Annotated in this window: 16 protein-coding genes; 14 read left to right on the plus strand and 2 right to left on the minus strand. The window is 65.4% G+C overall.

The genetic code is table 11. From position 1 onward, the window contains the following. Positions 1–2: 2 nt before the first annotated feature. Together sfsA and PJW05_RS22760 are read right to left on the minus strand one after the other, a co-directional pair. On the minus strand, positions 3–710 hold the full coding sequence (gene sfsA / locus PJW05_RS22755; protein ID WP_271409208.1) for a DNA/RNA nuclease SfsA: 708 nt from the start codon (positions 708–710) through the stop codon (positions 3–5). Further along, positions 707–1,882 (minus strand): pyridoxal phosphate-dependent aminotransferase, encoded by a 1,176-nt coding sequence (locus PJW05_RS22760; RefSeq protein ID WP_271409209.1) that lies wholly within the window; start codon positions 1,880–1,882, stop codon positions 707–709. The genes sfsA and PJW05_RS22760 overlap by 4 nt, the downstream gene beginning before the upstream one ends. Positions 1,883–2,076: 194 nt before the next feature. Between PJW05_RS22760 and dksA the strand changes: the two genes are divergently transcribed. The 14 genes from dksA (at position 2,077) to PJW05_RS22830 (ending at position 18,872) form a co-directional block, all read left to right on the plus strand. After that, positions 2,077–2,520, plus strand: a complete 444-nt coding sequence (gene dksA / locus PJW05_RS22765; RefSeq protein ID WP_120654536.1) for an RNA polymerase-binding protein DksA — start codon at positions 2,077–2,079, stop codon at positions 2,518–2,520. 49 nt (positions 2,521–2,569) lie between these two features. Beyond that, positions 2,570–3,457, plus strand: a complete 888-nt coding sequence (gene gluQRS, locus PJW05_RS22770) for a tRNA glutamyl-Q(34) synthetase GluQRS (RefSeq protein ID WP_271409210.1) — start codon at positions 2,570–2,572, stop codon at positions 3,455–3,457. 60 nt (positions 3,458–3,517) lie between these two features. Then, positions 3,518–3,694, plus strand: coding sequence for a hypothetical protein (locus PJW05_RS22775; RefSeq protein ID WP_003095129.1), 177 nt, complete (start codon positions 3,518–3,520; stop codon positions 3,692–3,694). After that, positions 3,678–6,632: a sensor histidine kinase gene (locus PJW05_RS22780; protein WP_271409211.1), complete on the plus strand. Its 2,955-nt coding sequence runs from the start codon at positions 3,678–3,680 to the stop codon at positions 6,630–6,632. The genes PJW05_RS22775 and PJW05_RS22780 overlap by 17 nt, the downstream gene beginning before the upstream one ends. Before the next feature lie 22 nt (positions 6,633–6,654). Then, a complete protein-coding gene (locus PJW05_RS22785; RefSeq protein WP_271409212.1) occupies positions 6,655–8,082 on the plus strand; it encodes a sigma-54-dependent transcriptional regulator in 1,428 nt (475 codons plus the stop codon). Positions 8,083–8,764: 682 nt separating this feature from the next. Beyond that, positions 8,765–10,168: a polynucleotide adenylyltransferase PcnB gene (locus tag PJW05_RS22790; RefSeq protein WP_271409213.1), complete on the plus strand. Its 1,404-nt coding sequence runs from the start codon at positions 8,765–8,767 to the stop codon at positions 10,166–10,168. Positions 10,169–10,170: 2 nt separating this feature from the next. Next, on the plus strand, positions 10,171–10,671 hold the full coding sequence (gene folK, locus PJW05_RS22795) for a 2-amino-4-hydroxy-6-hydroxymethyldihydropteridine diphosphokinase (protein WP_271409214.1): 501 nt from the start codon (positions 10,171–10,173) through the stop codon (positions 10,669–10,671). A gap of 102 nt (positions 10,672–10,773) precedes the next feature. Then, positions 10,774–11,574 (plus strand): 3-methyl-2-oxobutanoate hydroxymethyltransferase, encoded by an 801-nt coding sequence (gene panB, locus PJW05_RS22800; protein ID WP_271409215.1) that lies wholly within the window; start codon positions 10,774–10,776, stop codon positions 11,572–11,574. Beyond that, positions 11,571–12,431, plus strand: coding sequence for a pantoate--beta-alanine ligase (gene panC / locus PJW05_RS22805; protein WP_271409216.1), 861 nt, complete (start codon positions 11,571–11,573; stop codon positions 12,429–12,431). The genes panB and panC overlap by 4 nt, the downstream gene beginning before the upstream one ends. An 80-nt stretch (positions 12,432–12,511) precedes the next feature. After that, the gene (gene panD, locus PJW05_RS22810; RefSeq protein WP_190831853.1) at positions 12,512–12,892 is read left to right on the plus strand and encodes an aspartate 1-decarboxylase; all 381 of its coding nucleotides are present in this window, start codon (positions 12,512–12,514) and stop codon (positions 12,890–12,892) included. A gap of 70 nt (positions 12,893–12,962) precedes the next feature. Further along, on the plus strand, positions 12,963–14,627 hold the full coding sequence (pgi, locus tag PJW05_RS22815; RefSeq protein WP_271409217.1) for a glucose-6-phosphate isomerase: 1,665 nt from the start codon (positions 12,963–12,965) through the stop codon (positions 14,625–14,627). A 265-nt stretch (positions 14,628–14,892) separates the two neighbouring features. Then, on the plus strand, positions 14,893–16,830 hold the full coding sequence (gene acs / locus PJW05_RS22820; protein ID WP_271409218.1) for an acetate--CoA ligase: 1,938 nt from the start codon (positions 14,893–14,895) through the stop codon (positions 16,828–16,830). Positions 16,831–16,892: 62 nt separating this feature from the next. Then, positions 16,893–17,777 (plus strand): oxygenase MpaB family protein, encoded by an 885-nt coding sequence (locus PJW05_RS22825; RefSeq protein ID WP_271409219.1) that lies wholly within the window; start codon positions 16,893–16,895, stop codon positions 17,775–17,777. Between the two features lie 75 nt (positions 17,778–17,852). Next, a complete protein-coding gene (locus PJW05_RS22830) occupies positions 17,853–18,872 on the plus strand; it encodes a class I SAM-dependent rRNA methyltransferase (RefSeq protein WP_271409220.1) in 1,020 nt (339 codons plus the stop codon). Positions 18,873–18,892: the final 20 nt, after the last annotated feature.

An 18,892-nucleotide genomic window follows, 5' to 3' on the forward strand; every position in this document is an offset into this window, starting at 1 on the left:
GCTCAGAGCCTGACGTCGAGGCGCCGGCAGACGCGGACTGCTTCCGGCGTCACCTCCACCCCATAGGCCAGCACTTCCACACCGGCGGACACCGCCTCGCGCAGGGCCGCCGCATAGGCCGGATCGATTTCCTCGGCCGGGCGCACGGCCTCGATGCCCGAAAGGTTCACGCAATACAACTGCACGGCTCGCACACCGTCACGGGCCAGCGCGGCCAGTTCACGCAGGTGCTTGCTGCCGCGCAGGGTCACGGCGTCGGGGAAGGCCGCCACCGGTGTGTCGTCGAACCCCAGGGTCACGCTCTTCACCTCGACGAAGGCGGGACCGCCGGGAAAGTCCAGGCGGAAATCGGCCCGACTGTTTTCCAGGCCATAGGCCACTTCGCGCTTTAGCGCGCCGAATCCCGCCAGCTCGCTGATTACCCCGGCGTGCAGCGCTTCCTCCACCAGCGCGTTGGCGCGAGCGGTGTTGACGCAGGCCAGGCGCCCCTGGGGCGTCTCGGCGATTTCCCAGGTGCCGGGCAACTTGCGCTTGGGATCGTCGGATCGGCTGAACCAGACCCGGCAACCTTCGCTCATGCAGTTCAGCATCGACCCGGTATTAGGGCAGTGAATGGTGAGCAGTTCGCCGGCGGCGGTTTCGATGTCCGCAAGGAAGCGCTTGTAACGCTTGCGCAGCCTGCCCTCTTCCAGCGACGGAACGAACCTCATCGGTCCGCCCAGGTCTTCAGGCCGCGCTCCAGGCGCTGCACCGCTTCCTGCAGACGTGGCAGGCTCTGGGTGTAGGCAAATCGCACATGCTGGCCAGCCAGATGACGGCCGAAATCCAGGCCGGGCGTGAAGGCCAGGTGCTCGGTCTCGATGAAATGCCGGCAGAAGGCATAGGCGTCGCCACCGAAGGCGGAAATGTCCGCATACAGATAGAAAGCACCTTCCGGCTCGACGGCGATGCGGAACCCGAGCGCGCGCAAGGCAGGCAGCAGGTAGTCGCGACGTCGGGCGAACTCCCCGCGACGCTGCTCGAGGATGTCCAGGGTCTGCGGCTCGAAACAGGCCAGCGCGGCGTGCTGGGCCACCGAAGGCGCGCTGATGTAGAGGTTCTGCGCCAGCTTCTCCAGCTCGGGCACCGCATCCGGGGGCGCCACCAGCCAGCCCAGGCGCCAGCCGGTCATGCCGAAATACTTGGAAAAACTGTTCAGCACGAAGGCGTCGTCGTCCACCTCCAGCACGCTGGCGGCATCCATCCCGTAGGTCAGGCCGTGGTAGATCTCGTCCACCACGAGGTGCCCGCCGCGGGCCTTGAGGGTTCGCGACAAGTCCGCGAGCTCGTCGGCATGCAGCACGGTTCCGGTCGGATTGGCCGGCGAAGCCACCAAAGCCCCCACGCTGTCGGAATCCCAGTGCCGTTCGAGCAATTGGGGAGTCAACTGATAGCGGGTTTCGGGTCCTACCGGCACCAGTTGCGCGCCGCCTTCCACCAAGCGCAGGAAGTGGCGGTTGCAGGGGTAGCCGGGGTCGGCCAGCAGCCAGTGCCGTCCCGGATCCACCAGCAGGCTACTGGCCAGCAACAGCGCACCGGATCCGCCGGGGGTGATAAGGATGCGATCAGGGTCTATGTTCAACCGGTAGCGCGCAGCGTAGAAGCCGGCAATGGCCTCGCGCAATTGCGGCAGACCGCGAGCGGCGGTGTAGCGGGTGTGCCCGGCGGCCAGTGCGGCCTGCCCGGCCTGGACGATGGGTTCGGCGGTGGTGAAGTCCGGCTCGCCGATTTCCAGGTGGATCACATCGTGTCCCGCCGCCTGGAGTTCGTTGGCCCGAGCCAACAGGGCCATGACGTGAAAGGGTTCGATGGCGCGGCTGCGCGCACTGTAGGGCTGGGCCATTGGCCTTCCTTTATTAGGGCAAAGAGAGGATTCTAACCAATGGTCCGTGGCCCCTGCAGCATGTGCGACGCCGGGGAGTAGCGTACCCGGAATTGATCTGGTAAGTTCGCCCGCTTGCAGCCGCAGGGCCGGCATCGTCGGCGATGGACCATAATCCTGCGCAATGGATTAGAGAAAGTGAGAGGCGGCCATCCATGCCCACCAACGCAAAACAACAGAACAGCCAGCTGATTCGTGGCTTCGTGCCCTACCAAGAGACCAAGGGCGAGGAGTACATGAGCGATCGCATGCGCGCTCACTTCACCAACATCCTCAACAAGTGGAAGCTGGAGTTGATGGAAGAGGTGGATCGCACCGTGCACCACATGCAGGACGAAGCCGCCAACTTCCCCGATCCGGCCGACCGCGCCAGCCAGGAAGAAGAATTCAGCCTGGAACTCCGTGCCCGTGACCGCGAGCGCAAGCTGATCAAGAAGATCGACGAAACCCTCCAGCTGATCGAAGACAACGATTACGGCTGGTGCGACTCCTGCGGCGTCGAGATCGGCATCCGCCGACTGGAAGCCCGCCCCACCGCCACCCTCTGCATCGACTGCAAGACCCTGGCGGAGATCAAGGAAAAGCAACTCGGCTCCTGATGCCGAAACGGGGCGCCAATGGCGCCCCGTTGCTTTACAGCCTCGCTCGATGAATTCCCCTGCCTATATCGGGCGCTTCGCCCCCACGCCCAGCGGCTACCTGCATTTCGGCTCGCTGGTCGCCGCACTCGCGTCCTACCTCGATGCCCGCGCTTGTGGCGGTCGCTGGCTGCTGCGCATGGAAGACCTCGACCCCCCACGGGAAGTCGAGGGCGCCCAGGATGCCATCCTCCGCACGCTGGAAAACTATGGCTTCGAGTGGGACGGGGAAATGGTCCGCCAGAGCGAACGCCATGCTGTCTACGCCGAGATTATCGATCGTCTGTACGAGGCCGGCCTGGCTTATGCCTGCACCTGTTCGCGCAAGCAATTGGAGAGCCACCAGGGCGTCTACCCCGGCTTCTGCCGCCTGGCCCAGCATCCACGCCAGAATGCCGCCATTCGCATCCGCGTACCGGAGTTGGAGTACCACTTCGTCGATCGCGTACAGGGTGAGTTCCGCCAGCACCAGGGCCGCGAAGTGGGGGATTTCGTGATCCGTCGCCGTGACGGTCTCTACGCCTACCAGTTGGCGGTGGTGCTGGACGACGCCTGGCAAGGCGTTACCGATGTCGTCCGTGGCGCCGACCTGCTGGACTCCACCCCGCGCCAACTCTATCTGCAGGAGCTGCTGGGATTCAGCCAGCCGCGCTACCTGCACGTGCCGTTGATCATCCAGCCGGACGGCCACAAGCTGGGCAAGTCCTACCGTTCCCCGCCGCTTCCCGCCGACAGCGCCGGCCCACTGCTCTGTCGTGCGTTACGGACACTGGGCCAGGAGCCGCCCGCGGAACTGTCCGGCGCCCGTCCTCGCGAAGCACTGGACTGGGGCATCACCCACTGGGACGCCACGCGCATCCCGCGTTCCCGGACCCTGGCCGAGGCGCAGCTCCGCTAGCCCCTCGCGGCGCCCCGGTGCATTCGCTACCATCGCGGCAGACACAACGAGATTTGTGGCATGTACATCTATCGACTGGTCCTGCTCCTGGTGGTGGGAATCTACCTGTTTTCCCCCGCCATCATGGATTGGTGGATCGACCCCAACGGCGCCTGGTACCGCCCCTACCTGCTGTGGCTGATCCTGATCGTGGTGACCTTCATCCTGCAGAGTCAACGCGATGCTGATGAGCTTTAGCCTCACCCAGCTGATCCTGATCAGCGCTGCCTATCTCCTGGCCCTGTTTGGCGTGGCCTGGCTCAGCGACCGGGGCTTCGTCCCACGCTGGATCATCCGCCACCCGCTGACCTACACCTTGTCGCTCGGCGTCTACGCCAGCGCCTGGGCGTTCTACGGCACCGTGGGCCTGGCCTATCAGTACGGCTACGGATTCCTCGCCAGCTACCTGGGCGTCTCGGGTGCCTTCCTCCTGGCCCCGGTGCTGCTCTATCCGATCCTGCGCATCACCCGCACTTACCAACTGTCCTCCCTGGCGGACCTCTTCGCCTTCCGCTTCCGCAGCACCTGGGCCGGTGCGCTGACCACGGTCATCATGATTATCGGTGTGCTGCCGTTGCTGGCCCTGCAGATACAGGCGGTGGCCGATTCCATCGGCATCCTCACCCGCGAGCCTGTACACAATCGCGTGGCGCTGAGCTTCTGCGCCCTGATCACCCTCTTCACCATTCTCTTCGGCGCGCGCCATATCGCCACCCGCGAGAAGCACGCGGGACTGGTGTTCGCCATCGCCTTCGAATCGGTGGTCAAGCTGGTGGCGCTGGGCGGCATCGGCCTCTACGCCCTCTACGGCGTCTTCGGCGGCCCGCGCGAACTGGAACTCTGGCTGCTGCAGAATCAGGCCGCGCTCTCGACCCTGCACACGCCGCTGCAGGAAGGCCCCTGGCGTACCCTGCTGCTCGTGTTCTTCGCCTCGGCGATCGTCATGCCGCACATGTACCACATGACCTTCACCGAGAACCTCAACCCGCGCGCGATGGTCAGCGCCAGTTGGGGCCTGCCGCTGTTCCTGCTGTTGATGAGCCTGGCCATTCCGCTGATCCTCTGGGCCGGCCTCAAACTCGGCGCCACAACCAACCCGGAGTACTTCACCCTCGGCCTGGGTATTGCGGTCAACAATCCGATACTGGCCTTGCTTGCGTACGTCGGCGGTCTCTCGGCCGCCAGCGGGCTGATCATCGTCCTCACGCTCGCCCTTTCCGGCATGGCGCTGAACCATCTGGTGCTGCCGCTCTACCAGCCGCCGGCCGAAGGCAACATCTACCGCTGGCTGAAGTGGACACGCCGCGCCCTGATCGCCTTCATCATCATGGCCGGCTACGGCTTCTACCTGCTGCTCGGCGCCGAGCAGGACTTGTCGAACCTCGGCATCGTCGCCTTCGTCGCCACCCTGCAGTTCCTCCCCGGCGCGCTCTCGGTGCTCTACTGGCCGACTGCTAATCGCCGCGGCTTCATCGCCGGCCTGCTGGCGGGCTTCGTGGTCTGGCTGTTCGCCATGCTGCTGCCGCTGGTGGGCAACCTGCAGGGCGTCTACCTGCCGCTGTTCAACGCCATCTACGTGCTGGACGACACCAGCTGGCATATCGCGGCCATCGCCTCCCTGGCGGCCAACGTCCTGATCTTCACCCTGGTTTCGCTCTTCACCGAGGCCAGCCCGGAAGAACGCAGCGCCGCCGAAGCCTGCACCGTGGACAACGTGCGCCGGCCGCAGCGCCGTGAGTTGGTGGCCGGTTCTCCCCAGGAATTCGCCACTCAACTCGCCAAACCCCTGGGGGCCAAGACCGCGCAAAAGGAAGTGGAGCAAGCCCTGCGCGACCTCCACCTGCCGTTCGACGAGCGTCGCCCCTACGCCCTGCGCCGCCTGCGCGACCGCATCGAGGCGAACCTTTCCGGCCTGATGGGCCCCAGTGTGGCCCAGGACATGGTGGAAACCTTCCTGCCTTACAAGTCAGGCAGCGAAGGTTACGTAACCGAGGACATCCACTTCATCGAAAGCCGGCTGGAGGACTACCACTCGCGCCTCACCGGCCTCGCCGCCGAACTCGATGCGCTGCGCCGTTACCACCGCCAGACCTTGCAGGAACTGCCCATGGGTGTCTGCTCATTGGCCAAGGACCAGGAAATCCTCATGTGGAACCGCGCCATGGAGGAGCTGACCGAGATTCCGGCACAGCGCGTGGTGGGCTCGCGCCTGTCCACCATCGGCGAACCCTGGAAGGGCCTGCTGGAAGGCTTCATCAACCTGCCCGACGAGCACCTGCACAAGCAACGCCTGACCCTGGACGGCCAGATCCGCGCACTCAACCTGCACAAGGCGGCGATCGAGGAGCCCCTGGCACCGGGCAGCAGTGGCCTGGTGCTGCTGGTGGAGGACGTGACCGATACCCAGCTACTGGAAGACAAGCTGGTGCACTCCGAACGCCTCGCCTCCATCGGCCGCCTGGCCGCCGGGGTCGCCCATGAGATCGGCAACCCCATCACCGGCATCGCCTGCCTGGCGCAGAACCTGCGCGAAGAACGCGAGGGCGACTCCGAGATCAAGGAACTCAGCAGCCAGATCCTCGAACAGACCAAGCGTGTCACCCGTATCGTCCAGTCGCTGATGAGCTTCGCCCACGCCGGCGGCCGCCAGCAGGCCAGCGAGCCGGTGTGCCTGGCCGAGGTCACGCAGGACGCCATCGGACTGCTGTCGCTGAACAAGCGCAGCGTCGAGGTGAACTTCTTCAACCTCTGCGACCCGCACCACATTGCCGAAGGCGATCCGCAGCGCCTCGCCCAGGTCCTCATCAACCTGCTGTCCAACGCCCGCGACGCCTCCCCCGTGGGCAGCGCCATCCGTGTGCGCAGCGAAGCCTCGGAACACACGGTCGACCTGATCGTGGAAGACGAAGGCAGCGGCATCCCAAAGGCGATCATGGACCGCCTGTTCGAACCCTTCTTCACCACCAAGGACCCAGGGAAAGGGACCGGCCTTGGCCTTGCACTGGTCTATTCGATCGTGGAAGAGCATTATGGACAGATAACCATCGAAAGCCCGGCCGACTCCGAGCATCAGCGCGGCACCCGCATCAGGGTGACGCTGCCTCGTTTTGTCGAAGCGACATCCGCCGTGAGCTGAGACCGTCTAGAGAGCCGAATTAATGCCACATATTCTGATCGTCGAAGACGAAACCATCATTCGCTCTGCCCTGCGCCGCCTGCTGGAACGCAACCAGTACCAGGTCAGCGAGGCGGGTTCCGTGCAGGAAGCCCAGGAGCGATACAGCATTCCCGGTTTCGACCTGATCATCAGCGACCTTCGCCTGCCTGGCGCCCCCGGTACCGAACTGATCAAGCTGGCCCAAGGCACTCCGGTGCTGATCATGACCAGCTACGCCAGCCTGCGCTCGGCGGTCGACTCGATGAAGATGGGCGCGGTGGACTACATCGCCAAGCCCTTCGACCATGACGAAATGCTCCAGGCGGTCGCACGCATCCTCAAGGAGCGTCAGGACGCCAAATCGGCCCCGAGCGAGCGCCCCAGTGGCAGCCGTGGCGGCGACAAGGCGGCTGCCGCCAACGCCGACGGCGAAATCGGCATCATTGGTTCTTGCTCGGCGATGCTCGAGCTCTACAGCAAGATTCGCAAGGTCGCCCCCACCGACTCCACCGTACTGATCCAGGGTGAGTCCGGCACCGGCAAGGAACTGGTGGCCCGCGCCCTGCACAACCTCTCCCGCCGCGCGAAGGCTCCGCTGATCTCGGTGAACTGCGCGGCCATTCCGGAAACCCTGATCGAGTCCGAACTCTTCGGCCACGAGAAAGGCGCCTTCACCGGCGCCACCGCGGGCCGGGCCGGCCTGGTGGAAGCCGCCGACGGTGGCACCCTGTTCCTCGACGAGATCGGCGAGCTGCCCCTGGAAGCGCAGGCCCGCCTGCTGCGCGTGCTGCAGGAAGGCGAGATTCGCCGCGTCGGCTCCGTGCAGTCGCAGAAGGTCGATGTGCGCCTGATCGCCGCGACCCACCGCGACCTCAAGACCCTGGCCAAGACCGGCCAGTTCCGCGAGGACCTCTATTACCGCCTGCACGTCATTTCCCTGAAGCTGCCCGCCCTGCGCGAGCGCGGCAACGACGTGCTGGAAATCGCCCGTGCCTTCCTTGCACGCCAGTGCGCGCAAATGGGTCGCGACAACCTGCGCTTCGCCACGGATGCCGAACAGGCCATCCGCCACTACAACTGGCCGGGCAACGTACGTGAACTGGAGAACGCCATCGAGCGCGCAGTGATCCTCTGCGAGAGCCCGGACATCTCGGCGGACCTGCTGGGCATCGACATCGAACTGGACGATCTGGAAGACGAGGACTTCAACGAGACCGCTGGCGCCTCCCAGACCAACAACACCGCCCATGAGCCCACCGAGGATCTGTCGCTGGAAGACTATTTCCAGCACTTCGTGCTGGAGCATCAGGACCACATGACCGAAACCGAACTGGCCCGCAAGCTGGGCATCAGCCGCAAATGCCTGTGGGAACGCCGCCAGCGCCTGGGTATACCGCGGCGCAAATCCGGTGCCGCAGCCGGGCCTTGAGGGCCCCTCGAGGGTGACAACCCGGGACGGATTCGGTTCCCTCGTCTGTTACCCCGCCTAACACCCCGTAACAAAGCCGGGTTCAAAGGTAACGAAAACCCGGCTTTTTTATGCCCGCTCATTGGCCAAAAAACCTCGCAAGCCCTTGTTTTACAAGGAAACGCAAAAGTTGGCACGGCATCTGCTTTATCTGGCGCACAACAACAATAACAAACGCTGAACCCCACAATAAAAACAAGACGTATCGACTCCAGCACAACAAAAACAAGACAGCGGAGGCGCAGCTAACTGATTCTTTTGGAGAGGAGTTGCCATTGGGGCTTGCCCCACAACCAGGCAGAGAACAACAAAAACTGCTTCCACAGCAGCGCCCGTACTGGTTGGGTCAGGGAATGATCACGGCACCATCAGCGTCCAAAGCAATCCGTTTGCTACTCACCCTCGATTGGAGGGCATATCCAGAGGCGAAATGCCTGCTGGAACGGGTCGAACAACAAAAACACCAAGCCCGAAACAATAAAAACAAAGCACGCACCAATTTGGGGGGGAGCTTCGGCTCCCCCAGTAGCTTTGACACCTTTCAGACCTTTTCTTCTACATCCCCCCTCCCAGTGCTAGAATCCGCGGCCATCGTGCGCCCATATCCCTTTCTGGCCGTCCATCCCGCAAAACAGTGCATCCCATGCTGAAGAAGCTGTTCCAGTCTTTCCGCTCCCCCCTTCGCCGCGCCCAGCATCCGCGCAGCACTCCCGAAGTACTGGGCAACAATCAGCATTCGCTGCGCCGTCCGGACATCAGCCGCAACGCGGTGCTGGTCGTCGAACGCCTGCAGAAGGCCGGCTACCAGGCCTATCTCGTCGGCGGTTGCGTCCGCGACCTGCTGCTGAACATGCGCCCCAAGGACTTCGACGTGGCCACCAACGCCACCCCGGAGCAGGTCCGCGCCGAGTTCCGTAACGCCCGGGTCATTGGCCGCCGCTTCAAGCTGGCCCACGTGCAGTTCGGTCGGGAGATCATCGAAGTCGCCACCTTCCGCGCCAACCATCCACAAGGCGAGGACGAGGAAGACAGCAGCCACGCCGCGCGCAACGAGAGCGGCCGCATCCTGCGCGACAACGTCTACGGTAGCCTGGAAGACGACGCCCAGCGCCGGGACTTCACCATCAATGCGCTGTACTACGACCCCACCACCGAGCGCATCCTCGACTACGCCCACGGCGTACATGACATCCGCAACCGCCTGGTACGCCTGATCGGCATCCCCGAACAGCGTTACCAGGAAGACCCGGTACGCATGCTGCGCGCCGCGCGCTTCGCCGCCAAGCTGGGCTTCGAAATCGAGAAGCACAGCGCCGCGCCGATCCGCCGCCTGGCTCCCATGCTGCGGGAAATCCCCTCTGCACGCCTGTTCGACGAAGTGCTCAAGCTGTTCCTCGGCGGCAAGGCCGAGCGCACCTTCGAACTGCTACTGGAATACGACCTCTTCGCCCCGCTGTTCCCGGCTAGCGCCGAGGCGCTGAAACGAAACCCCGAATACGCCGGCCGGCTGATCCGCCAGGCGTTGATCAACACCGACGAGCGCATCCACCAGGGCAAGCCGGTCACCCCTGCCTTCCTGTTCGCCGCCCTCCTCTGGCCCGCCCTGCCCGCCCGCGCGGCGCAGTTGCAGGAACGCGGTATGCCGCCCATCCCCGCCATGCAGGAGGCGGCCCACGGCCTGATCATGGAGCAAGTCCAGCGCACTGCGATCCCCAAGCGCTTCAGCATTCCGATCCGCGAGATCTGGGACATGCAGGAACGCCTGCCACGGCGTAACGGCAAACGCGCCGACCAGCTGCTGGAGAACCCGCGCTTCCGCGCCGGCTACGATTTCCTTCTGCTGCGCGAAAGCGCCGGCGAGGAGACCGACGGTCTGGGCGAGTGGTGGACCGACTACCAGGACGCCAGCGACAGCCAGCGCCGCAACATGATCCGCGACCTCAGCGCCAAGGATGACCAGCCCAGCGGCCAGCGCCGTCGCCGTGGCGGCAGCCGCCGCCGTCGCGGCCCACGCAGCGACGGTGCCCCTGGCACCTCGGGCGAGTGACCATGGAGCGCGTGTATATCGGTCTCGGCAGCAATCTGGCCGAGCCCGTCAGCCAACTGCGTGGCGCCCTCGCCGCGCTTGGCGAGATTCCGAGGACGCATCTCGCGGCGGTTTCCTCACTTTATGCCAGCGATCCGCTCGGACCGCCGGACCAGCCGCGCTACGTCAACGCCGCGGCCGCCCTGGACACCGGGCTCACGCCCTTGGAGCTCCTGGATGCGCTGCAGGCCATCGAGCTTTCCCAAGGTCGCGTGCGCAAGGATGAGCGCTGGGGGCCACGCACCCTGGACCTGGACATCCTGCTGTTCGGCCAACGGCGCATCGACGAACCCCGGCTGCAGGTTCCGCACTACCACATGCACGCCCGCGCCTTCGTGCTCTACCCCCTGGCCGAGCTCGCCAGCGACCTGCGATTGCCCGACGGGCGCCCGCTCCAGGCTCTGCTGGAGCGTTGCCCCTTCGAAGGCCTCGAGCGCCTGCCGGAGATGGCGGTAACGCCGTAACAGGTCGGTAACACCTGCAATTGACACCATGCCCCCCCATCGGGACTATAAGCGTCCCGTTGCCCCGCGCCGGTGCGATCCGGCGCCGATGAGGACGTTTTCATGCCTGATGTGACCCTGACCACCCTGCAAGCGCTCAAGCTGAAAGGCGAGAAAATCGCCATGCTGACCGCCTACGACGCCACCTTCGCCCAGGCTGCCTGCCGGGCGGGCGTGGATGTGCTGCTGGTGGGCGATTCCCTTGGCATGGTCCTGCAGGGCCATGACAGCACCCTGCCGGTCAGCGTGACCGACATGGCCTATCACACCGCCGCAGTGAAACGCGGTAACGATGGGGCGTTGATCATCAGCGACCTGCCCTTCATGGCCTATGCCAGCCTCGAGCAGACCTTCGCCAATTGCGCCGCCCTGATGCAGGCCGGCGCGCACATGGTCAAGCTGGAAGGCGCGGCCTGGCTGGCAGATCCCATCCGCCTGCTGGCCGAGCGCGGTGTGCCGGTCTGCGCCCATCTGGGCCTGACCCCGCAAGCCGTGAACATCTTCGGCGGCTACAAGGTCCAGGGCCGCCAGGAAACCCAGGCGCGCCAACTGCGCGCCGACGCCATGGCCCTGGAACAGGCCGGCGCCGCCATGCTGCTGCTGGAATGCGTACCCAGCGAACTGGCCGCCGAAATCACCCAATCGGTGAAGATCCCGGTCATCGGCATCGGCGCCGGCAGCGCCACCGACGGCCAGGTGCTGGTCCTGCACGACATGCTGGGCCTCTCCCTCACCGGCCGCGCACCCAAGTTCGTGAAGAACTTCATGGAAGGCCAAGGCAGCATCCAGGCTGCCATGGCGGCCTATGTCCAGGCCGTCAAGGACGTCACCTTCCCTGCCGCCGAACACGGATTCTCCGCATGATCACCGTCAAGACCGTTCGCGAACTGCGTGCTGCCGTCGCCCGGGCCCGTGCCGAAGGCAAGCGCATCGGTTTCGTTCCCACCATGGGCAACCTCCACGCCGGGCACGTCGCCCTGGTGGAAAAGGCCAGCCAGCGCGCCGATTTCGTGGTCGCCAGCATTTTCGTCAACCCGCTGCAGTTCGGGCCCAGCGAAGACCTGGCCACGTATCCGCGCACCCTGGTCGCCGACCAGGAGAAGTTGGTCGCCGCCGGTTGCCAACTGCTGTTCCATCCGGATGTGGAAGAAATGTACCCGGATGGCATGGACGGCCAGACCCGAGTCAACGTCCCACTGGTGTCCGAAGGACTCTGCGGCGGCAGCCGCCCTGGCCATTTCGAGGGCGTCGCCACTGTGGTCAACAAGCTGTTCAACATGGTCCAGCCCGACCTCGCGGTGTTCGGCGAGAAGGACTTCCAGCAACTGGCGGTGATCCGCAAGCTGGTGCGCGACCTGAATATGCCGATTCAGATCATCGGCGAGCCCACGGTCCGCGCCAACGACGGCCTGGCGCTGTCTTCGCGCAACGGTTACCTGGACGACGCCCAGCGCGCCGCCGCCCCCGCCCTGTACCGCACGCTGCAACAACTGGCTTCGGCCATCCGCGCGGGCCGTCGCGATTTCGCCGCGCTGGAGCAGGAAGGCCGGGCTCAATTGGCCAGCGCCGGCTTCCGTGCGGACTACCTGGAAGTGCGTGAGGCGCTGAACCTGCGCCCCGCCAATGACCAGGACCAGCATCTGGTGATCCTGGGGGCCGCCTTCATGGGGGTCACCCGCCTGATCGACAACCTTGCCTTCGACCTCGAAGCGCAAGCCTGATCGACACCCGCCGCAACCTTGAACCCCCTCGGGGGTTCGGGCAAACTCAGCCGCCGCCTGCGTACAGACGAGGAAACGCCATGCACGCCATCATGCTCAAGGCCAAACTGCACCGCGCCGAAGTGACCCACGCCGTGCTCGATTACGAAGGTTCCTGCGCCATCGATGGTGACTGGCTCGACCTCGCCGGTATCCGCGAATACGAGCAGATCCAGATCTACAACGTCGACAACGGCGAGCGCTTCACCACCTACGCCATTCGCGCCGAGAACGGCTCGCGGATGATCTCGGTGAACGGGGCCGCCGCGCACAAGGCCAAGGTCGGCGATCGCGTGATCATCTGTGCCTACGCCCACTACAGCGAGGCCGAACTGGCCAATTTCAAACCGCGTATGCTGTACATGGCTCCGGGCAACGAACTCAGCCATACCAGCAATGCGATTCCGGTACAGGTCGCCTGAGACCGAACGACCGAATGCCCCGAAGCCCGGACTTTTCCGGGCTTTTTCATAAGCCGCACACAGGTACGCCATGGACCATCACCTGACGCCGCTCGATGTCACCCAATTGCCCAGCTGGGGCGCGCTCCACCGGCATCGCCAGGAGCTGGCCGGTTTCAGCCTGCGCCACGCCTTCGCGGCGGACCCCGAGCGCTTCAAGCACTTCAGCCTCAGCGCCTGCGGGTTGCTGCTGGACTTCTCGAAGAACCTGATCCGCGCCGATACGTTGGCGCTGCTGGTCAAACTGGCGGAAGAGGCCCGGCTCAGCGACGCCATCGCGGCGATGTTCCGGGGCGACGCGATCAATGCCTCCGAGCGCCGCCCGGTGCTGCACACCGCCCTGCGCCGCCCCATCGGCGACAAGGTGCGGGTGGATGGCACGGACGTGATGCCCGAAGTGCACCGCGTACTCCACCAGATGACCGAGCTGGTGAGCTACGTACACAACGGCCTGTGGCGTGGCTACACCGAGAAGCCCATCACCGACGTGGTGAACATCGGCATCGGCGGTTCCTTCCTAGGCCCGCAACTGGTGTCCGAAGCGCTGCTGCCTTTCGCCCAGAAAGGTGTGCGCTGCCATTACCTGGCGAATATCGACGGCAGCGAATTCCGTGAGCTGGCCAGTCGCCTGAACGCCGAAACCACGCTGTTCATCGTGTCCAGCAAGTCCTTCGGCACCCTGGAAACCCTGAAGAACGCCCAGGCCGCCCGCGCCTGGTACCTGGCCCAGGGCGGCAGCGAGGAAGAGCTCTACCGCCACTTCATCGCCGTTTCCAGCAACAAGGAAGCCGCGGTCGCCTTCGGTATCCGCGAAGAGAACATCTTCCCCATGTGGGACTGGGTGGGCGGCCGCTACTCGCTCTGGTCCGCCATCGGCCTGCCGATCGCCATGTCCATCGGCATCTCCAACTTCAAGGAACTGCTGTCCGGCGCCTACAGCATGGACCAGCACTTCCAGAGCACGCCCTTCGACCGCAACATCCCGGTGATCCTCGGCCTGCTCGGCGTCTGGTACGGCGACTTCTGGGGCGCGCGCAGCCACGCGATCCTGCCCTACGACTACTACCTGCGTAACTTCACCGACCACCTGCAGCAGCTGGACATGGAATCCAACGGCAAGAGCGTACGCCAGGACGGCACCCCGGTCAGCGCCGGCACCGGCCCGGTGATCTGGGGTGGGGTCGGCTGCAACGGCCAGCATGCCTACCACCAGTTGCTGCACCAGGGCACCCAGTTGATCCCGGCGGACTTCATCGTCCCGGTATCCAGCTACAACCCGGTGGCCGACCATCACCAGTGGCTGTTCGCCAACTGCCTGTCCCAGAGCCAGGCACTGATGCTCGGCAAATCCCGCGCGGAGGCCGAAACCGAACTGCGCGCCCAAGGCCTGCCTGAAGCCGAAGTGCAGCGCCTGGCGCCGCACAAGGTGGTTCCTGGCAACCGCCCGAGCAACACCCTGGTGATGGAGCGCATCAGCCCCCGCCGTCTGGGCGCCCTGATCGCCATGTACGAGCACAAGGTCTACGTGCAGAGCGTGCTCTGGGGCATCAACGCCTTCGACCAGTGGGGCGTCGAGCTGGGCAAGGAGCTGGGCAAGGCGGTCTACTCTCGCCTCACCGGCCAGGAAGAGTCCACCGCCGAGGACGGTTCCACACAGGGACTGATCGAATTCTTCCGCGCACGGCATCGCGGTTGACCCCTTCGGCCCTTCCCCAGGGCCCGTGGTGGAGAATGTATTCGCAAGGGGCCGCACGACGGCCCCGCCCCCCACCTGGATCGGCATTCCGGTCAGCGAATGCGTTCGCCTCCGCGTCAAGCCTTGCCCTTTTGCATTGATGGCGGCCACCGCTGAAGGATCCGGGGCTCCGCTCGCGCAAAACTCCATGGACAACCCTTGAACCCGACGACGGCTTGGATGCACCCTTGTTGCCATCTCGGCTACACAACAACAAGGACCCGCCATGTACGAGATCAGCCTCCACCCCGTGCCAGACGCCGTGCGCAAGCACGCCCTCATCGACAATGATGCCTACCTGCGCCTCTACCAGCAGTCCATCGAGCAGCCCGAGCTGTTCTGGGGTGAGCAGGCCACCAGTTTCCTCACCTGGTTCCAGCCCTGGGAGCAGGTGCACCGCAGCGACCTGAAGAAGGGCGAAGCCGAGTGGTTCAAGGGCGGCAAGCTGAACGTTGCCTACAACTGCATCGACCGCCACCTGGAGCAGCGCGGCGACCAGATCGCCATCATCTGGGAAGGCGACAACCCCAGCGAGTCCGCACAGATCACTTACCGCAAGCTGCACAGCCACGTGACCCGCCTGGCCAACGTACTGAAGAGCCGCGGCGTGAAGAAGGGTGACCGGGTCTGCATCTATATGCCAATGATTCCCGAGGCGGCCTACGCCATGCTGGCCTGCGCGCGCATCGGCGCAGTGCATTCGGTGGTGTTCGGCGGCTTCTCCCCGGACGCCCTGCGCGACCGCATCCTCGATGCCGACTGCCGCACCGTGATCACCGCCGACGAAGGCGTGCGCGGCGGCAAGTACATCCCGCTCAAGCAGAACGTCGACAAGGCCCTGCAGGACTGCCCGAATGTGTCCTCGGTGCTGGTGGTGCAGCGCACCCAGGGCACCATCGCCTGGGCCGAAGGGCGCGACATCTGGTACCACGAGGCCCTGCGCGACGCCAGCGAGGACTGCCCGCCGGAATGGATGGACGCCGAAGACCCGCTGTTCATCCTCTACACCTCCGGCTCCACCGGCAAACCCAAGGGCGTGCTGCACACCACCGGCGGCTACCTGCTGGGCGCGGCCATGACCCACAAGTACGTGTTCGACTACCACGACGGCGACATCTACTGGTGCACCGCGGACGTGGGTTGGGTCACCGGCCACAGCTACATCGTCTACGGCCCCCTGGCCAACGCCGCCACCACCCTGATGTTCGAAGGCGTGCCGAACTACCCGGACGCCTCGCGCTTCTGGCAGGTGATCGACAAGCACCAGGTGAATATTTTCTACACCGCCCCCACCGCCATCCGCGCCCTGATGCGTGAAGGCGAGGAGCCAGTGAGGAAGACCGCCCGCAGCAGCCTGCGCCTGCTTGGCAGTGTCGGCGAACCCATCAACCCGGAAGCCTGGGAGTGGTACTACAACGTGGTCGGCGACTGTCGCTGCCCGATCGTCGACACCTGGTGGCAGACCGAAACCGGCAGCATCCTGATTACCCCGCTGCCCGGCGCCACCGCCCTCAAGCCGGGCTCGGCGACCCGCCCCTTCTTCGGCGTGCAGCCGGTACTGCTGGATGAAAAGGGCAAGGAAATCGACGGCCCCGGCTCAGGCGTACTGGCGATCAAGGCCAGTTGGCCGAGCCAGATCCGCAGCGTCTACGGCGACCACAAACGGATGATCGACACCTACTTCTCCGCCTACCCCGGCTACTACTTCACCGGCGACGGTGCTCGCCGCGACGAGGATGGCTACTACTGGATCACCGGCCGCGTCGACGATGTGATCAACGTTTCCGGCCACCGCATCGGCACCGCCGAAGTGGAAAGCGCCCTGGTGCTGCACGATGCCGTGGCCGAAGCGGCGGTGGTGGGCTATCCCCATGACCTCAAGGGCCAGGGCATCTATGCCTTCGTGACGCCGATGGCCGGCCTGGTGCCCAGCGAGGAGCTGAAGAAGGAATTGCTGGCCCTGGTCAGCAAGGAAATCGGCAGCTTCGCCAAGCCCGAGCTGATCCAGTGGGCGCCAGGGCTGCCCAAGACCCGCTCGGGCAAGATCATGCGGCGCATCCTGCGCAAGATCGCCTGCAACGAACTGGACAACCTGGGGGACACCTCCACCCTGGCCGACCCGTCGGTTGTGCAGAACCTGATCGACAAACGCCTCAATCAGTAAGCCCCGCCGTGGCGCCAGCGCCCTCCGGGCGCTGGCGCCTTTTGCCTGGAAGCGCGTCACCCATGGAATGCCTTCGCCGCCGTATCGAAAGCCAGATCATCGGCCTCACCGGCCTCGCCCTCGGTCAACTCGACTTCGAAAACCCCAAGGGCGATCCCGGCCTGTTCGGCCCCGACTCGGTGACCTGGAAGGTCCACGGCGACTTCACCTCGATGATGATCGGCGGCATCAGTGCCCTGCTCCTGCAGATGCTGCATCCCCTGGCCCTGGCCGGCGTCTGGGACCACTCCAACTTCCGCGAGGACATGCTCGGCCGCCTGCGCCGCACCGGCCAGTTCATCTCCGGCACGACCTACGGCACCCGCAAGGACGCCGACTGGCTGATCGACAAGGTGCGCGACATCCACCTGCACGTGGTGGGTACAGCGCCCGACGGCCGCCCCTATGCCGCCAGCGACCCGGCCCTGCTGACCTGGGTACACGTGGCCGAGGTCAGTTGCTTCCTCAAGGCCCACCTGCGTTACCTCAACCCTGAGCTTTCCGGCGAAGAGCAGGACCGCTACTACGCCGAGATCGCCCTGGTCGCCGAGCGGCTCGGCGCGCGGGACGTGCCCAAATCACGGCAGGCGGTGGCGGACTACTTGGAGGCGATGCGCCCCCAATTGCTCTGCACCGAGCGCAGCCTGGAGGTGGTGCGCCTGCTGCTCGGCGCCCCGGCCCCCAGCGCCATGGCCAAGCCTTTCGGCGTGCTGATGATGCAGGCGGGCATCGATCTCCTGCCGGGCTGGGCCAGCGCCATGCTCGGCCTGCACCAGCGCCCCTGGCAGCGCCGCGTGGTGCGTGCGCTGGTCTGGCGGGTGGCGCCGCTGTTGCGCTGGGCCATGCGCAATGGCGCCGTCCACCGCGCGCGCCGCCGCATGGGTCTGCCTCCCCAGGCAACGCGATGAACGTCGGGCTCGGCAGAATCCTGCGCCTCCTCCTGCTTTGTTAAACTGCGCGCCCTTTTCCGCGAGACGCCGCGCATGTCCCACGCTCTCCTCCAGGCGCTGCGCGCCGCCTTCGACGCCCGCCAGCCGCTGCTGGCCGAACTCCATGCCCAGGGCACCGACTGCTACCGGCTGTTCCACGGCAGCCAGGAGGGCGTCCCCGGCCTGACGGTCGACCGCTACGGCCCGCAGTTGATGGTGCAGAGCTTCCACCAGCCGCTGGAGCGCGAAGCCCTGCTGGATCTGGCCGCCGCCGTGCACGCATTTCTCGGCGAGCCCCTGCTGCTGGTTTACAACGACCGCTCCCAGGGCAACTCGCGCATCGACCGCCGCGATCCGGTGTACCAGGCCGATCCCGCGGCCCTGTCCGACCTGGTCGGCCGCGAGTGGGGCCTGAACTACCGGGTGCGTGGCCGCCATCCCGGCCAGGACCCGCTGCTGTTCCTCGACCTGCGCAATGCCCGTGGCTGGGTGAAGGCCAACAGCGCCGGCAAATCCGTGCTCAACCTCTTCGCCTACACCTGCGGCGTCGGCCTTAGCGCAGCGGCCGGCGGCGCCAGCGAGGTGTGGAACCTGGATTTCGCCGAAGGCAACCTGGCAGTCGGCCGCGAGAACGGCGCGTTGAATCCGCAGCTGCCGCCCATGCGTTTCGTGCAGTCGGACTACTTCCCGGCTATCCGCCAACTGGCTGGCCTGGCCATCGCCCGTCGCCATGGCCAGAAACTGCCCAGCTACCCGCGCCTGGAACCGCGCCAGTTCGACCTGGTGTTCCTCGACCCACCGGCCTGGGCGAAGAGTGCCTTCGGCACCGTGGACCTGCTGCGCGATTACCAGAGCCTGCTCAAGCCCGCGCTGCTGGCGACCGCTGATGGAGGCGTGCTGGTGTGCAACAACAACCTGGCCAAGGTGGGCCTGGAAGACTGGCGCGAGCAGGTGCTGCGCTGCGCCAGCAAACTGGGCCGGCCGGTCCGACACTGCCAGCAGTTGCCGCCCGCCGCCGACTTCCCGTCCACGGACGCTCGCCCACCGCTCAAGACCCTGGTGCTGCAACTCTGACAGCCGCGCGATAACGCGAG

It is taken from the genome of Pseudomonas sp. Q1-7 (assembly GCF_028010285.1).
Lineage (GTDB): Bacteria > Pseudomonadota > Gammaproteobacteria > Pseudomonadales > Pseudomonadaceae > Metapseudomonas.

Bases quoted from the DNA above. Each gene is read 5' to 3' on its own strand.
- sfsA (WP_271409208.1), bottom strand. From the start codon at position 710: ATGAGGTTCGTTCCGTCGCTGGAAGAGGGCAGGCTGCGCAAGCGTTAC.
- PJW05_RS22760 (WP_271409209.1), bottom strand. From the start codon at position 1,882: ATGGCCCAGCCCTACAGTGCGCGCAGCCGCGCCATCGAACCCTTTCAC.
- dksA (WP_120654536.1), top strand. From the start codon at position 2,077: ATGCCCACCAACGCAAAACAACAGAACAGCCAGCTGATTCGTGGCTTC.
- gluQRS (WP_271409210.1), top strand. From the start codon at position 2,570: ATGAATTCCCCTGCCTATATCGGGCGCTTCGCCCCCACGCCCAGCGGC.
- PJW05_RS22775 (WP_003095129.1), top strand. From the start codon at position 3,518: ATGTACATCTATCGACTGGTCCTGCTCCTGGTGGTGGGAATCTACCTG.
- PJW05_RS22780 (WP_271409211.1), top strand. From the start codon at position 3,678: ATGCTGATGAGCTTTAGCCTCACCCAGCTGATCCTGATCAGCGCTGCC.
- PJW05_RS22785 (WP_271409212.1), top strand. From the start codon at position 6,655: ATGCCACATATTCTGATCGTCGAAGACGAAACCATCATTCGCTCTGCC.
- PJW05_RS22790 (WP_271409213.1), top strand. From the start codon at position 8,765: ATGCTGAAGAAGCTGTTCCAGTCTTTCCGCTCCCCCCTTCGCCGCGCC.
- folK (WP_271409214.1), top strand. From the start codon at position 10,171: ATGGAGCGCGTGTATATCGGTCTCGGCAGCAATCTGGCCGAGCCCGTC.
- panB (WP_271409215.1), top strand. From the start codon at position 10,774: ATGCCTGATGTGACCCTGACCACCCTGCAAGCGCTCAAGCTGAAAGGC.
- panC (WP_271409216.1), top strand. From the start codon at position 11,571: ATGATCACCGTCAAGACCGTTCGCGAACTGCGTGCTGCCGTCGCCCGG.
- panD (WP_190831853.1), top strand. From the start codon at position 12,512: ATGCACGCCATCATGCTCAAGGCCAAACTGCACCGCGCCGAAGTGACC.
- pgi (WP_271409217.1), top strand. From the start codon at position 12,963: ATGGACCATCACCTGACGCCGCTCGATGTCACCCAATTGCCCAGCTGG.
- acs (WP_271409218.1), top strand. From the start codon at position 14,893: ATGTACGAGATCAGCCTCCACCCCGTGCCAGACGCCGTGCGCAAGCAC.
- PJW05_RS22825 (WP_271409219.1), top strand. From the start codon at position 16,893: ATGGAATGCCTTCGCCGCCGTATCGAAAGCCAGATCATCGGCCTCACC.
- PJW05_RS22830 (WP_271409220.1), top strand. From the start codon at position 17,853: ATGTCCCACGCTCTCCTCCAGGCGCTGCGCGCCGCCTTCGACGCCCGC.